14 protein-coding genes are annotated in these 13,877 nt (G+C 38.1%); 10 read left to right on the top strand and 4 right to left on the bottom strand.

The genetic code is table 11. The annotated features are described in order from the left end of the window. Window positions 1-464: 464 nt before the first annotated feature. Window positions 465-830 carry an SLAP domain-containing protein gene (locus H4683_RS09370; protein WP_192598593.1) on the bottom strand — a complete coding sequence of 122 codons (366 nt, stop codon included), beginning with the start codon at window positions 828-830 and terminating at the stop codon, window positions 465-467. Between the two features lie 84 nt (window positions 831-914). Then, complete coding sequence (locus tag H4683_RS09365) at window positions 915-1,892, bottom strand: tRNA dihydrouridine synthase (protein ID WP_192598592.1); 978 nt, start codon at window positions 1,890-1,892, stop codon at window positions 915-917. A 262-nt stretch (window positions 1,893-2,154) separates the two neighbouring features. Between H4683_RS09365 and H4683_RS09360 the strand changes: the two genes are divergently transcribed. From H4683_RS09360 to H4683_RS09345, 4 genes are all read left to right on the top strand, one after another. Further along, window positions 2,155-2,316 carry a hypothetical protein gene (locus H4683_RS09360; RefSeq protein ID WP_192598591.1) on the top strand — a complete coding sequence of 54 codons (162 nt, stop codon included), beginning with the start codon at window positions 2,155-2,157 and terminating at the stop codon, window positions 2,314-2,316. Window positions 2,317-2,830: 514 nt separating this feature from the next. Beyond that, complete coding sequence (locus tag H4683_RS09355) at window positions 2,831-3,202, top strand: helix-turn-helix domain-containing protein (protein WP_192598590.1); 372 nt, start codon at window positions 2,831-2,833, stop codon at window positions 3,200-3,202. Continuing rightward, entirely contained in the window at window positions 3,190-3,975 is a 786-nt protein-coding gene (locus H4683_RS09350) for an ImmA/IrrE family metallo-endopeptidase (protein WP_192598589.1), read from the top strand. The genes H4683_RS09355 and H4683_RS09350 overlap by 13 nt, the downstream gene beginning before the upstream one ends. After that, entirely contained in the window at window positions 3,975-4,835 is an 861-nt protein-coding gene (locus H4683_RS09345; RefSeq protein WP_192598588.1) for a hypothetical protein, read from the top strand. The genes H4683_RS09350 and H4683_RS09345 overlap by 1 nt, the downstream gene beginning before the upstream one ends. Window positions 4,836-5,209: 374 nt before the next feature. Here the strand turns inward: H4683_RS09345 and H4683_RS09340 are convergent, their stop codons facing one another. After that, entirely contained in the window at window positions 5,210-6,511 is a 1,302-nt protein-coding gene (locus tag H4683_RS09340) for an alpha/beta hydrolase (protein ID WP_225942011.1), read from the bottom strand. A gap of 72 nt (window positions 6,512-6,583) precedes the next feature. Continuing rightward, window positions 6,584-7,528, bottom strand: coding sequence for a DUF1648 domain-containing protein (locus H4683_RS09335; protein WP_192598587.1), 945 nt, complete (start codon window positions 7,526-7,528; stop codon window positions 6,584-6,586). A 443-nt stretch (window positions 7,529-7,971) separates the two neighbouring features. Between H4683_RS09335 and H4683_RS09330 the strand changes: the two genes are divergently transcribed. The 6 genes from H4683_RS09330 to H4683_RS09310 all read left to right on the top strand — a co-directional run. Next, complete coding sequence (locus H4683_RS09330; RefSeq protein ID WP_338062443.1) at window positions 7,972-8,919, top strand: ABC transporter substrate-binding protein; 948 nt, start codon at window positions 7,972-7,974, stop codon at window positions 8,917-8,919. A 561-nt stretch (window positions 8,920-9,480) separates the two neighbouring features. Continuing rightward, a complete protein-coding gene (locus tag H4683_RS09325) occupies window positions 9,481-9,768 on the top strand; it encodes a metal-sensitive transcriptional regulator (RefSeq protein ID WP_192598585.1) in 288 nt (95 codons plus the stop codon). 85 nt (window positions 9,769-9,853) lie between these two features. After that, entirely contained in the window at window positions 9,854-10,054 is a 201-nt protein-coding gene (gene copZ, locus H4683_RS09320; RefSeq protein WP_192598692.1) for a copper chaperone CopZ, read from the top strand. 128 nt (window positions 10,055-10,182) lie between these two features. Beyond that, window positions 10,183-12,600 (top strand): heavy metal translocating P-type ATPase, encoded by a 2,418-nt coding sequence (locus tag H4683_RS09315; protein WP_192598584.1) that lies wholly within the window; start codon window positions 10,183-10,185, stop codon window positions 12,598-12,600. 526 nt (window positions 12,601-13,126) lie between these two features. After that, complete coding sequence (locus H4683_RS21360) at window positions 13,127-13,282, top strand: hypothetical protein (protein ID WP_225942010.1); 156 nt, start codon at window positions 13,127-13,129, stop codon at window positions 13,280-13,282. 154 nt (window positions 13,283-13,436) lie between these two features. Continuing rightward, window positions 13,437-13,877: reverse transcriptase domain-containing protein (locus H4683_RS09310; RefSeq protein ID WP_338062440.1), on the top strand; the 441-nt coding region annotated here is incomplete at its 3' end.

The following is a 13,877-nucleotide window of genomic DNA, read 5'->3' as shown; positions in this document are numbered from 1 at the left end:
TAGAATATACTTCCGTGCATCGTCAATTTCATGGAATTTAAAACTGTTCATCAACAAAAGTTTCAAAGCCGCTGAATCGGTTTTTGCAATGCCTTCTTTCATATTTTGGGGTACTCTTCCAAACGTTTAGATCAGCAACTGTATTGGGGTCTCAGATAACGCCCCTGTACTCCCCGTAACATAACGTCATGGCCAATTCACTTCCTGCAAGAAACGTAACTACTTAGGTACGACATCTTGTTTTTTGTAATTAACAACCTACTATATATTGTGTTTTATAGTCATTTTCCAAGAAGCCTTTTATCGTTTTTCATGATGACCTTTCACAAGATATCAATAGGTAGTGTTAAAATCACTTATTTTTCACGATTACCACTATATAGGTACCTAAGTAGTTACCAAGAAACATCGTTTCAATCTTGCGTATCATGTTCTCCATAACGATTTCGGCATTTTATTTTACATTAATTCCAAATCGTATACCGAGAATCTGCATTTGTTCCATTCGTTTCTGAAAATATAAAGGTCCATGGCATAGAAGTATTTCCAGTAACTTCACAAGGTAGACTGAACGTTGCATTGGCCGTTTTTTCTCCTTGTTCATAATAGGAAATGACTGTATTGTCCAAGTGGAAAATTGTTTCCTCGAAATTGTGAATGAGTACGGTGATCAGCTGTTCGTCTTTATGATTACGAGCGTTCCATAAAAATGATAAATGGACGCCGACTTGTAGCTGTTTTGTTTGTTGGTGGAAATGATGAGTTATTTTTTCACGATCAATAGGAGCAATTGCTTTGTCCCATGCAGGTTCAAAATAGAGCTTTTGCATCGTCGTCGCCTCCAGTCAATCTTCCACTGTATTTATTTAGTTTTATTTGGGACGCGGAACCTATCTCCGTGTCCTATGTTTGACTCAGTCTAATTCTAATTCCAAAAATGGTTGTACTAAACGCCGCACATCATCCGTTGACTTTGTCTCCATTAATTGGTTTCTTAATTCGCCTGCGCCACTAAATCCCCTAATATAGATTTTGAAAAAGCGATGAAGCTGCTTAAATGGACGAGGTTCGATTTCTGTTGAATATTTATCGTGAAGATCTAAATGTAAAAGTAATAAAGTGAGAAACTCTTTCACACTATGTTCCTTAGGTTCTATTTCAAAAGCAAATGGATTCGTGAAAACGCCGCGGCCAATCATTACGCCATCAATGCCGTATTGTTCTACTAATTTTAAACCTGTTGCTCGATCAGGAATATCTCCGTTAATGGTTATTAACGTATTTGGAGCAATTTCATCTCTAAGTTTTTTTATTTCGGGGATTAGTTCCCAGTGTGCATCTACTTTACTCATCTCTTTTTTGGTACGAAGGTGAATGGAAAGATTCGCAATATCTTGTTTCAATACATGTCCTAACCAATCGCGCCACTCGTCAACATTTGTGTAACCCAATCTTGTTTTAACACTAACTGGTAAGCCACCTGCTTTTGCTGCTTGAATAATTTCTGCTGCAACTTCAGGATGTCGTATTAATCCAGAACCTTTTCCATTGGCTGCGACGTTTTGTACTGGGCATCCCATGTTTAAATCGATTCCACTAAATCCGAGTTTTTTCATATCAATACTCATCTGTTCAAAAAATGCTGGTTTATTGCCCCAAATATGAGCGACAATCGGTTGCTCATCTTCTGTGAACGTTAACCGACCACGTACACTGTCTCTTCCTTCAGGGTGACAATAACTTTCTGTATTTGTGAATTCCGTGAAAAATACGTCGGGTTTTGCTGCTTCACTAATGACGTGGCGAAACACAACGTCTGTGACATCCTCCATTGGTGCTAATATAAAAAATGGCTTGGGTAAATTAAGCCAAAAATTATGTTCGTTATTCATTTTTATCCTCCTATTGCAAGATCCTTTATTCATCATACATAGTATCATTTCTTGTAGTTGGATGCACTGATACACCTCCCAAATACTCGTTTCCGTAAGCAATTTTACAATATCATTTAAGGGATTGAATCCTCGTTTTCTATACCATTCAAAATGATAAGTCATGTATAATGAATCCAAAAGGTTCAGTTGGGTAGGATAACAAAATATCTCATGTTCAGATGTTTTTAGTATAAAGAGGGTCTCGCAGATCGAAGTTAATGTGGAGTATTTAAATAAGTGGGCTAGTTTAACGGGAGAGCATGCACGTTTGGAAGCAAATCTTTTTGACTCCTATATAGTATACATGGATGCCATGGAGCGGGTTGTAAAAGAATTTGCGGATGGCCGTATTGAAATAATAGAAGAGGCAGACAACGAATGACATCCCTCTTTATATCCTCTATTATCAGCAATGGATTCAATCAGGGTCATTATAGTATTGATTGGTAGATGTGTTGATTTGAAACCAGAACCGCACATATCAACACATAATTCGGTAAAAGAAAATAAGTTTTTTGAGTTTGGCATTCAAGGCTTAAATTTATAAGGAAGTTTTACTCCGTTTGAAATCTGAATAGAGACGGGGAAGTCGCTTATATTATCAATTGTTGTGCTGGAAATGGAGAGTTGAAGATGGGCTGTTTCATTGGTTGTTTACGACTATGGGCAGCCTTTTTTATGTTTGATTCCTTCGATTGAAACCATTATTATAGATGGCATAGAAAACATCTTTTTAATAGTTAGTATTCGCGAAAAGTGCGAAACATCAATGGGTTAGTCTTTTAATATTATCGTAATTTCAGTTTAAGCATTAAGTATAAACATCGATTTCGCACTTTTTAGGAATGTGTGATATGATAAATTAAAATAATGAATAGCGAAGGATGTGTTTAAGTATGAGTATTAATATTGCTGTTATTGCACAACGCTTAAACGATTATATTGAGCATGAGAAAATTTCTAAAGATTATATTGCCGACCTTTTAGATAAATCACCCAGTACTATTTATCGTTCTTTAAGTGAGCAAAACCAAAACATCGCAGCCTTCTCTATGCAAATAGCTGAACTACTTAATCTACCAACAAACTTTTTTTTGAAGGATGAATTTTACTTACCAATGCAAGAAAGTACTAGTTATTCTTTAGGCACTATCGCATTTTCAAAAGGTGATTTAAGCCTTGAGGGCATGGAAGATGTTAAGGATATTATTCAGCTTTGTAATATTTTATCTCTATATAGCTCGGGAGATAAAATATGTCAAAACTAACTGCGAAATCAGCCATACAGCTTGTGAAGATCAATCAAGAAATCCATGATGATGTAGTAAAAGAAGCAGATTTTTATTTGCAATATAAACAGCCTAGTGGACACGATGTTGTAAACGGCGGCATTCAATATTTAAGTAAAAACTCCATATTTCTTCAAATTCCGTCTACTGACGAGTCATTAGGCGGATTTATTATTGATTACGGGTCAATAAAGTGTTGTTATATTAATACCTATCAGCCACGTGTAAATCAGAACTTCATTATGTTTCACGAAATTTATCATATAGCTAAAGGAATTAAACCGAATTATGCGCACTTTGTTAGTGTAGAAATAGAACAAGAACCAATAATTGACGACCGCAAAGCAGATTATTTTGCGTCATTAATTTTAATGCCTGAACAAAAGATGAAAAGTTTCTTTCAGGAACTAGGCGATGACTCCGGATTTCATATGAAAATATTCAAAGCAATGAATCAGTTTAAAGCACCTTATAAAGCCATTTTGATTCGTATGTTAGAATTGAATATTATTCAAGAAACGGAAAAATTCACAGAGTACTTCAACCGACGATTTGATTTAGAAGCTGAATTTAGCGAAAACGGCTTAGATGCTTCATCTGTACAACGTTCAATGGTTAAGAATATTCCGAAATTTGACAAGGTATTTAGTAAATACATTAAGAACCAGTTCATGCCTGAAAGTACAAATGAGAAAAATCGTGAGTTATACAATCTACTAGTCGATAAGCTGACGAAAGCAAGGAGGGACTAATGTCCATGCCTGAAGACTTTTTCTTCACTGAATTCGACGAAATAAAAAAGATTATTATGAACTCGGAAAAAGTATACTTGTATGATACGGTCTTAATCTCTCATAACGAACAGACCTATTTCAAAACGGGAGAATTAATGGTTCGTGATTTTATCGGAGCTGACGTAGTCATTATAATAGAAGCGGTTTACAAAGAGATGTTAGCCGCTAATAAATCTGAAACAGGGCTTTCGCAGAGATACGTTGATTATCTTTCGCAATTCAAAACGGTTATTTACGTTGATGAAGCATGTTTATTCAACCTTATTGGCTATAAATATAGCCAAGGTATTGTTCCAAATATGCGAAAAATGGTTAAAATGGCTTTTAGGTCACGCGTAGAACTTGTTACCGTCCTTAGTGACGTGGAAATGACGAAAACAGAACAAGATATTATTGATCATATACATGAAAATTTTAATGATGGACAAAACTACAAGGAATATTCACTAATATGGACAGCATTTGTCATTCATGAGGTTTTTCCGAAGACATTGTGTAACTTTATAGGTGCTGATAATGACTTGTTCGGATTGTATTTGGATTGTTATCTAAAAGAGGAACTTAAAGTACACAATAGCGGTAAGCCCTTTATTAAAGCGTGGATATCAAGCACGGAAACGATACTCGCTTCTAAAATTGATGAAGATCATATACACCGCTTGATTTCTGCCTACCGTGATACTCATATGGCAAATCGAAAAATCATCTATCGTGAATACTTAAATGGTATACTATCTCTTCATCTGGTCAATAAAATTTTTACAAACGAAGTATTCTATGATGAAGTGAAAAATAAACTTGTACATATTGTGTACTAATATAAGAGACTGTCGTTGGTGTGGCTAAGGGGATATCAGACTAGCAGTTAGATAGTCATTTGCAGAGGCTATGATCCAGCTTTGTGTTGATGAGTGAGCTTTAACGATTTGAACAACGCGAGAAGTCAAAGCATAAAAGTTGAATTAAGCAGTAATGCCTCAGAAGTCAATTTCGACTTCTGAGGCATTTTTTTGATTATTATATTTGAAACCACTAAAATAGAATGTACCAAGCAACGGGGTGGTAGCTATGGCAAAGATAATAACTTTCAAAACAAGACAGCAGTTGGAAACAGAAAAGATAGCAAAAGTTATACGTGAGTGGGAAGCTCACTTGGAATGGGAAGAAGCAAATTGGCACCTTTGAATGACAATTAAATATTTCCGTTAAAGAAACTGATAATTCCGTCCATTAAACCTTTCGCTAATGGAAGGTCTGGATTTGTATAGGTAGCTATATTTCCTTCCCGGTCTTCAGGTGCATCTTTTAAAATGTGATTCATATTCTCAATAATAAGAAGTTCAGTATCTTTTTTCGCACGATGCACTAATTTTGCGTCACTGGCTGGCACTTGAACATCTCGGCTACCCTGTACAATCAGAACCGGTAAATCAAGCTTTTGCAGTTGTTCCACTGGGTCATAGTGCAACCAAGAAATTAGATAGGGTTGAACAGATGGGCGAAATATACTCTGTAACTCTGGACTTATTGTTTGTACTGCTTCACCTTGTTTTAATTTACCGAGAATCGTTTTCGATTCATCGAGTAAGTTAACGGGTAGTTGTGCTTCAAGCTGTTCAAGTAGCACTTGGTCAATCGGTCTACCGGCGCCTGCAATGGAAACGAAGACATCGGCATCTGATTTTTTTGCAGCGATCATACCAATTAATGAACCCTCACTATGACCAATGATCCCAATCTTCGAAAATCGCTCATCCTTTTTGGCAAGTTGAACCCATGCAGCGGCATCTTCAATATAGTGGTCAAAGTATAAATCCTCTTCTTTACCACCTAAGGGCATATTTTTTCCGATGCCTCGCTTGTCGTATCGGATACTGGCCACACCTTCTGTGGCTAGATTTGCAGCGATCATTTTCAAACTATTGTTTTTACCAGGTAATCCAAGTGAGTTTCCGTCCTGATCTGTCGGGCCGGATCCTGCAATGATAATCATAAGCGGAAAGGGACCTTCTCCTTGAGGCATTTCCAATTGGCCGTACATCGTACCATCTTTCGCCTTAACCTGCATAAGGTCTCCTTTTTCTGCTACATCTTCCTTGCCTTTAACCAATTCGAAAGGAAAGGATTGTCCCGATTGTGTAAAGGTTCCTGTTATTTTTTCTTGTTCAATTTCACCGTCAAAGGTTATCTGCTGCCCCTGTATATTCATATCAAAATAGAGGTCTAGATCATTTAATGTCACGCTAGTTAGCGGAAAATCGTTTAATCCTTGGACTGGAATGTTGATTCTTCCGCTCTTTTCTTCAAATGTAAGGATAATCAGCAGGGGCTGATTTGGAATCTGAATGGATCCCTCCCAAACGCCTTCAATACTTTCTAGTGAATCTGATTGTTCCACCTTGGCTTCTGGATTTTCTTCTTTTTTCTTACTACAACCCGCGAATACTAAAAAAGTACTTGCTAGTAAACTGACAACTATCATTGTCTTTTTCATCTATACCTTTCCATTCATTGAAGCTTTCTTTTCTTCATCCACATCGTTTCTCATTTTTATATCTTCTTTTACTCAAATGAAGAATATAAAAATAATGGGCGCAAGCGGAATAAAGACAATAAGATAACTCCATTTATTTCCGAAGTTCAATGTCCACCCAACGCCAGAACGTTTTTCAACGAGAATAGAAGGATCATTTTCATTGAAATAAAAGATGCCTGCTTTCCAGTATTGATCTTCATCAATATCAGTTACATTAGATTGAACTTGTTCGGTAAAATTTTCTTGTATGTTTCTTGTTTTCATCATGAATAAAATTGCTCCACCAAGTGTAACGCCTATAGAACAGACAAGCATAATCCAAAAGTAGGTGATATCCATGTCTTGCCGTAGCATGGTCATATGATGTAGAAAGACAAATAAGATTGTTACTGAATACGAAATAAGTGCGAAGTACCAACTAGAATACTTGCGCATATCTAGTACACGTTTAGCGGATTGGGCTTTCTTATTTACATTTAACTTCATTCTAGAACCCTTCATTGCTACAGACATACACAGCATCATGACTTGAATGCCAAGTAAAACGATTGGCAGCATAATAACGGATAAAATACTTTTTTCAGACCACGCATCAGGTTCACCGGTTATTCCCCAATGTGTGGGAAATACATCAGGAATCGTGTCGTAATTCATATAAGTATAAGTAATTAGTGCGAGCGTAATGATGATTGGAATGCCCAAGAAAATAGAAGGTAAACTATTGTCTTGTTTCCGAAGCGATAAATCCATTACATGGACTTGACGAAGTTTATCGTACCAGTCCTCCTTGTTGCGTAAAGCACGCATCTTTAAATGAAAAGTAAAGTAAAGCATAAAGCTACTACTTATTAAAACATGTAAAATTACGAGTGAAATCAGTACAAACAAATCTTCGCTCATCGTAAACAACATTGGCAACAAGACGTTAACTGCGCCAAGTAAAACTGCGATAACAGTTAACGTAGTACTATACAATCGTTTATAACGCTTTATTTTATGATGAATGAATTGTTCCGGAACGGTTACGCCAAACACCACTGTCTTTTGAGTGAAATAGGGCATCTTTCAAAGAGGCTTTTTTTATTGATTTATCAAGGTGCAAAACTTAAATTAGATGGTCTCAGAAGCTTAGTTAGCCTATTTACTAAGGTTGCGTGCGCGTTATTCATATAAATTTTGACAACATAAACGAAAGTAGTTATAATTGATAATGGTTCTCATTATCAATTAGAGGAGGAGTGACTATTAAACAAAAGTTAAATTCTATGTTTGGAATAGTAAAACTTCCACATCGCTAAGGGAAAATATAATGGGAATTTTAAGTGATTGAGAAAACGAATTAGTTTAAGTACTAAGTTTTTAAAAACGTTCTTGAATTACTTATAAAAAAGAAAAAGGTGGGCTTACAATTGAAGAAAGTGATGGCTTGTTTACTATTTTCCGCCGTATTAATAATAGGTGCTTGCAGTAATTCAGATAATGCAGAGAAGGACAAAGCAGAAAATGATAAAGAGATTGAGTCCGAAGAAGGGACAAGAACGTACGCTTCGGATTTTGGGGATGTAGTTGTTCCGGCAAATCCTCAACGGGTTGTTATGGCGAGCTGGCACTATCCGGGACATCTATTGAGCCTTGGAATTACACCAATTGCGGTGTATGAAATGGCAAAGGACAGTGAGTTCTTGGGGGATCAATTGAAGGATGTTGAAGTTATTTCAGACGGAAGTATGGAGAAAATCTTAGCGCTAAATCCCGATTTAATCATCGCAAATTCGAATCATGAAAATCTTGATAAGCTGAAGGAAATTGCGCCTACAGTTGTATTCGAGCTTGGGAAGGATACCCGTCTTGAAACGTTCTTGAAAATTGGAGAGGTTGTTGGAAAAGAAGGCGAAGCGAAGAAGCAAATGGCTCAATGGGAGGAGCGAGTTGCCACGAGCAAGCAAAAGTTTGCTGAGAAGTTTGATATGACACAAAAAATTAGCGTAATTGGTGAATATGATAAGCAATTATATGTTTACGGTCCAAACCACGGACGAGGAACAGAAGTGTTGTATGCAGCCCTTGGATTGGATTATCCACAAACATTAAAGGATGCGTTAAGTAAAGTAGATGTGAATTACCATGCATTCTCAGAAGAGTTATTACCAGATTTTATAGGAGATTACGTATTTGTAGCTGGAATGGAGAAAAAGAAAAAATCCATCTTAGATCAACCGATGTATGAATCTTTACCTGTAGTCCAACAGAAGCGTGTACATTTTATTCATGAGCCAACATTTTATTTCAGTGATCCAATCTCTTTAAATGGTCAGCTCGACTTTTTTGAGCGAATTTTACTAGGAGATGCTATAAAAGTGAAATGATAGTTAGCGGAACATATTGAACAAATAGTATTGCAGCAAGGCTACTTACGGGAAATTCGTGGACAAGTTCTGAACACCGTTTCAGGCATAAACGTTTTACCAGAAGCCTGGTTGTTTGGTTCAAGCGGTAACAGCGCGTTTGCATCGTTTTTTACAGGCGGTATGATCAAAGAAGTAGTAGATGCAATAAAAAGAATTTCCGACTTTCAGTATTCCTCACTCGCAGAATAAACGCTTGGATGTTTATCGTTTATTGGCAATGCAACTGTTTTAAAGTTGATTAGATAAAAAAGATAAACCGCCGCCAATTCGACGTGAAGAGGAATTGGTGGCGGTTTTTTGCACCTTGCTTTTTCTCATTCGCTGAACTCCATAGTGAATAAACCGAAAGTCCTCATTGGTTTTGAACAAAATTTCGGTGAGATTAAAAATTTGTTGGAAATCTAGTGATAAGTGGTTGTCGTCGGCAAGAAAATTTGCAAAACGTATGAATTGTACTTCTTAAATCAAAGTGTTAATATAGGGGTATAGGGTATTTATTGAATTTAAGGAGTGACAAATATGTCGGAAACTACAAAGACAACAGTGCAACCAAATAAGCAGCAGCTTCTTAATCGATTAAAACGTGTTGAAGGGCAAGTAAGAGGCGTTCATCAAATGGTTGAGAATGACCGTTATTGTGTAAATATTTTACATCAAATTAGCGCAATCCAATCTGCGATAAATAAAGTTTCTTTAGCTTTACTAGAGGATCACACACATCATTGTGTAGTGAACGCAATTAAAGGGCAAGATGGTGAAGCTGCGATTAAAGAGTTAATGAGTGTCATGAAAACAATGACAAAATAAAAAATATAGAAATCACTTTTTCAATTGACATACCGATAGGGGGTATGCTAAGTTGGTGATAATAACAAAACAGGAGGCGTTTAATTTGAAAGAAATCCTAAAAGTAGAAGGCATGTCATGTAATCACTGTGTGAATTCAATTGAAACGAATGTCGGTGAACTTACAGGCGTTTCTACTGTTAAAGTAGATCTTGGCAACAATGAAGTTTTAGTGGAATTCGACAATGCAGCTACATTGGCTCAAATTAAAGAAACGATTGAAGATCAAGGCTATGATCTTGCTTGATTAAGATAGAACTTCATTTTCGCTTACACCATGTGGGGGTATAAAGCGATGAATGTGATTATACCTATTAGGTATAATCTTTCTTTTTTAAAATAATATACCCCCACTAAGTATAGGGGGAGAGACAGATGGCAACAACAGAAAAAACCTTGCAAATTAACGGCATGACTTGTTCAGCTTGTGCAAACCGTATTGAAAAAGGACTATCAAAAATCGAAGGTGTCGAGAAAGCAAACGTCAACTTTGCATTGGAACGTTCAACAATTACCTACGACCCAGCGCAAACAAATGTGAAAGAGTTTACAGAAAGAATTGAAAAACTTGGGTATTGCGTTATTCAAGACAAAGTCAATTTTGATATTTCAGGTATGACTTGTGCGGCATGTGCGACAAAAATCGAAAAACGTATTTCTAAAATGGACGGCGTTTCGAGTGCCAGCGTCAACTTTGCACTTGAAACAATCGCCGTTGAATATGATGGCAAACAAGTCGAAACAATAGATATGATTACGGTTGTTAAGAAAATGGGTTATGAATTAATCCCCAAACAAGATAGCAAAGACAAGATGGATCATAAAGAACAAGAAATTAAAAAGCAGAAAAGAAAATTCATCTTCTCACTAATTTTGACGATTCCATTGATCTGGACGATGGTTGCACATTTTGAATTCCTATCATTCATTTATATGCCACATATTCTGATGAACCCGTGGGTGCAGTTAGCGTTTGCGACACCTGTTCAATTCATCGTTGGCGCACAGTTTTATAGAGGTGCTTTTAACTCATTACGCACTAAAAGTGCCAACATGGATGTATTAGTTGCACTGGGTACGAGCGCGGCATACTTCTACAGCCTCTATTTGTCGATTGAATGGATGAATGCAGGCGGCGTTGGAAGTCCTGAGTTATATTTTGAAGCATCCGCTGTTATTATTACATTGATTGTACTTGGGAAATTATTTGAAGTTCGAGCAAAGGGAAAAACGAGTCAAGCGATTCAAAAGTTATTAGGTTTACAAGCTAAAACAGCAAGAGTGTTAAGAGCCGGCGTTGAATTGGAACTGCCGATTGAGCAAGTTATTGCAGGTGATACGATTATTGTGAAGCCTGGTGAAAAGATTCCGGTGGATGGCGAAATTATTGAAGGACGTTCGGCCATCGACGAATCGATGATTACAGGTGAAAGTATTCCAGTGGATAAAGTTGCGGGTGATAAAGTCATTGGTGCGACAATCAATAAGAACGGTTCATTGCAAATCAAAGCGACAAAAGTTGGGAAAGATACAGCATTAGCACAAATTGTAAAAGTGGTGGAGGAAGCACAAGGATCGAAAGCTGAAATCCAACGTTTAGCAGACAGAATTTCAGGTATCTTTGTACCGGTTGTTGTCGTTATTGCGGTTACAACGTTCCTAATTTGGTTTTTCATTGTAACACCAGGCGATTTCCGTTCGGCATTGATTCCGACAATCTCGATTCTAGTAATTGCTTGTCCGTGTGCGCTAGGGCTTGCAACGCCGACATCGATTATGGCGGGGTCAGGTAGGGCAGCTGAAATGGGCTTACTATTTAAAGGCGGAGAACATTTGGAAAATACCCGGTCAATTGACACTGTCGTGTTGGATAAAACAGGAACAGTGACAAAAGGTCAACCCGCGTTGACAGATATTACAGTGACAGCAGGCTTTACAGAAGATGAAGTGCTGCAATTAGTTGCAACAGCTGAAAATCAATCCGAACATCCTTTGGCACAAGCCATTGTTTTGGGCGCCAAAGAAAAAGCGTTAACATTACTTGAAGTGACTGATTTTGAAGCGCTACCGGGCTATGGTATCCGGGCTATTGTTAGTGGTAGGGAAGTGCTAGTCGGTACAAGAAAATTGATGAACGACTATAAGATTGCTATTTTAGACTCGAATGCTGCTATGGAAAAGCTTGAAAGTGAAGGGAAAACAGCGATGTTGATTGCTGTAGATCATAATCTTGCAGGTGTCGTGGCAGTCGCCGATACAGTGAAGGAAACGTCGAAAGAAGCCATTGCAAGAATGCAGGCATTGGGTCTGGAAGTCATTATGCTGACAGGCGATAACCAACGAACTGCGGAAGCAATTGCTCGTCAAGTTGGGCTATCTACTGTCATTGCAGAAGTGTTGCCTGAACAAAAAAGTGAAGAGATTAAAAAATTGCAAGACCAAGGTAAGAAAGTGGCAATGGTTGGGGACGGTATCAATGATGCGCCAGCACTTGCGATGGCGAATATCGGAATGGCTGTCGGAACAGGTTCAGATATTGCGATTGAGGCAGCAGATATTACGCTGATGCGTGGGAACCTAAATAGTGTAGCTGATGCGATTATTATGAGTCGCAAAACGATGCGCAATATTAAGCAAAACCTATTCTTCGCATTCTTCTACAACACAATCGGAATTCCTATTGCGGCAATTGGTTTATTAGCCCCATGGGTTGCGGGTGCAGCGATGGCGTTCAGTTCGGTGTCCGTTGTATTGAATGCATTGCGTCTTCAGAAAGTGAATTTAAAGAATTAACGCGAAAAGAATAACAAAAAGAGCCTATTCCAACTCCTTCAGAGTAGGAATAGGCTCTCTTATAGTGTGCCCGGCATGGGCATAACTTGGTGGTGAAAGTCCACTACAGGCTTGGCAGTAGGAACTGTTAGCTTAAGGCAAGAGTGTCCATCGCGAGGTGGAATCTGAAGGAAGCCGGCGGCAAAATCCCGAACTGACGGACAGAAACTGTATATAAGGCTGAATTGGAATGGATGAGTTTGCTAAACATAACGAAATCCAATACTGCACAAGTTCCATACAGTAAATACAGCAGTTACATGGGAGGAAGGTTATAGCCCTTACCCGGGGAGGTCTCACGGACGAGTGAAACTCGGTTGGAAAAGATTTATCGTGAGAAGTCAGCAGACGTCATAGTAGTTTCCTTACGGAAATGAAGGACTGAACAATCTTAAATCTTGGAAAACAGGGAGGTTTAGACATCTTCGCCGAAACGCAGAAAACATCGCAGTATAGACCGAAAGATGGCTGCCTATGGAGAGCTAGGTTGGAAACCGAAGGGTATATAGGAGTGCGTAGGGATGTCGACATGGATATGAAAGAACAAGATGGTATCAACTTAATCGATAAAGTTATTGCAGACGACAACCTTTGGAGTGCATACAGAAAAGTGAGAAGTAACAAAGGTTGCTCCTGGCATTGATGGCATTACCGTCTACCAATTAAAAGGACACATGGAAAAATACTTCGAACCACTCAAAAGGAAGCTAAAGGATGGTACCTACCAGCCTCAGCCAGTCAAACGGGTTGCCATACCGAAATCTGATGGCTCTAAAAGAAACTTGGGAATCCCGACAGTGCTGGACAGAGTAGTGCAGCAAGCTATTCTACAGGTCATTGAACCAATCATTGACCCGGAATTCTCGGAGAACAGTTTCGGCTTCCGAAAAGGTAGAAGCGCTCATCAAGCTATAAAGTTGGCAGAGCAATACTACCAAGAAGGATATCGAGTTGCAGTGGATTGTGACCTAAAGAGTTATTTCGATACGATACATCATCAAAGAGTACATGCGTACTTGGAGGAGTTCATAGCAGATAAGATTATTCTGAAACTGGTCTGGAAATTTCTTCGCTCAGGTATTCTTGATAAAGATATCTATATCGAAACAACGGAGGGGGCACCGCAAGGTGGCTTATGCAAAGTAACTCAACTTTCGGACATGAAAAACAAGCCTCACCCCATGACTCATAAAGGTTTACGCATGTTTTATTATCAAGTTGCATTGGATAAAAGAAGC

The sequence above is a fragment of the Sporosarcina limicola genome (genome assembly GCF_014873855.1).
GTDB classification, from domain to species: Bacteria; Bacillota; Bacilli; order Bacillales_A; family Planococcaceae; genus Sporosarcina; species Sporosarcina limicola.
Note: the sequence above shows the minus strand (reverse complement) of the source record. Positions and strands in the feature narration are given on the sequence as shown.

Excerpts from the sequence above, each read along its gene's own strand:
- H4683_RS09370 (WP_192598593.1), bottom strand. The coding sequence starts at position 830 with ATGCAAAAGCTCTATTTTGAACCTGCATGGGACAAAGCAATTGCTCCT.
- H4683_RS09365 (WP_192598592.1), bottom strand. The coding sequence starts at position 1,892 with ATGAATAACGAACATAATTTTTGGCTTAATTTACCCAAGCCATTTTTT.
- H4683_RS09355 (WP_192598590.1), top strand. The coding sequence starts at position 2,831 with ATGAGTATTAATATTGCTGTTATTGCACAACGCTTAAACGATTATATT.
- H4683_RS09350 (WP_192598589.1), top strand. The coding sequence starts at position 3,190 with ATGTCAAAACTAACTGCGAAATCAGCCATACAGCTTGTGAAGATCAAT.
- H4683_RS09345 (WP_192598588.1), top strand. The coding sequence starts at position 3,975 with ATGTCCATGCCTGAAGACTTTTTCTTCACTGAATTCGACGAAATAAAA.
- H4683_RS09340 (WP_225942011.1), bottom strand. The coding sequence starts at position 6,511 with ATGAAAAAGACAATGATAGTTGTCAGTTTACTAGCAAGTACTTTTTTA.
- H4683_RS09325 (WP_192598585.1), top strand. The coding sequence starts at position 9,481 with ATGTCGGAAACTACAAAGACAACAGTGCAACCAAATAAGCAGCAGCTT.
- H4683_RS09315 (WP_192598584.1), top strand. The coding sequence starts at position 10,183 with ATGGCAACAACAGAAAAAACCTTGCAAATTAACGGCATGACTTGTTCA.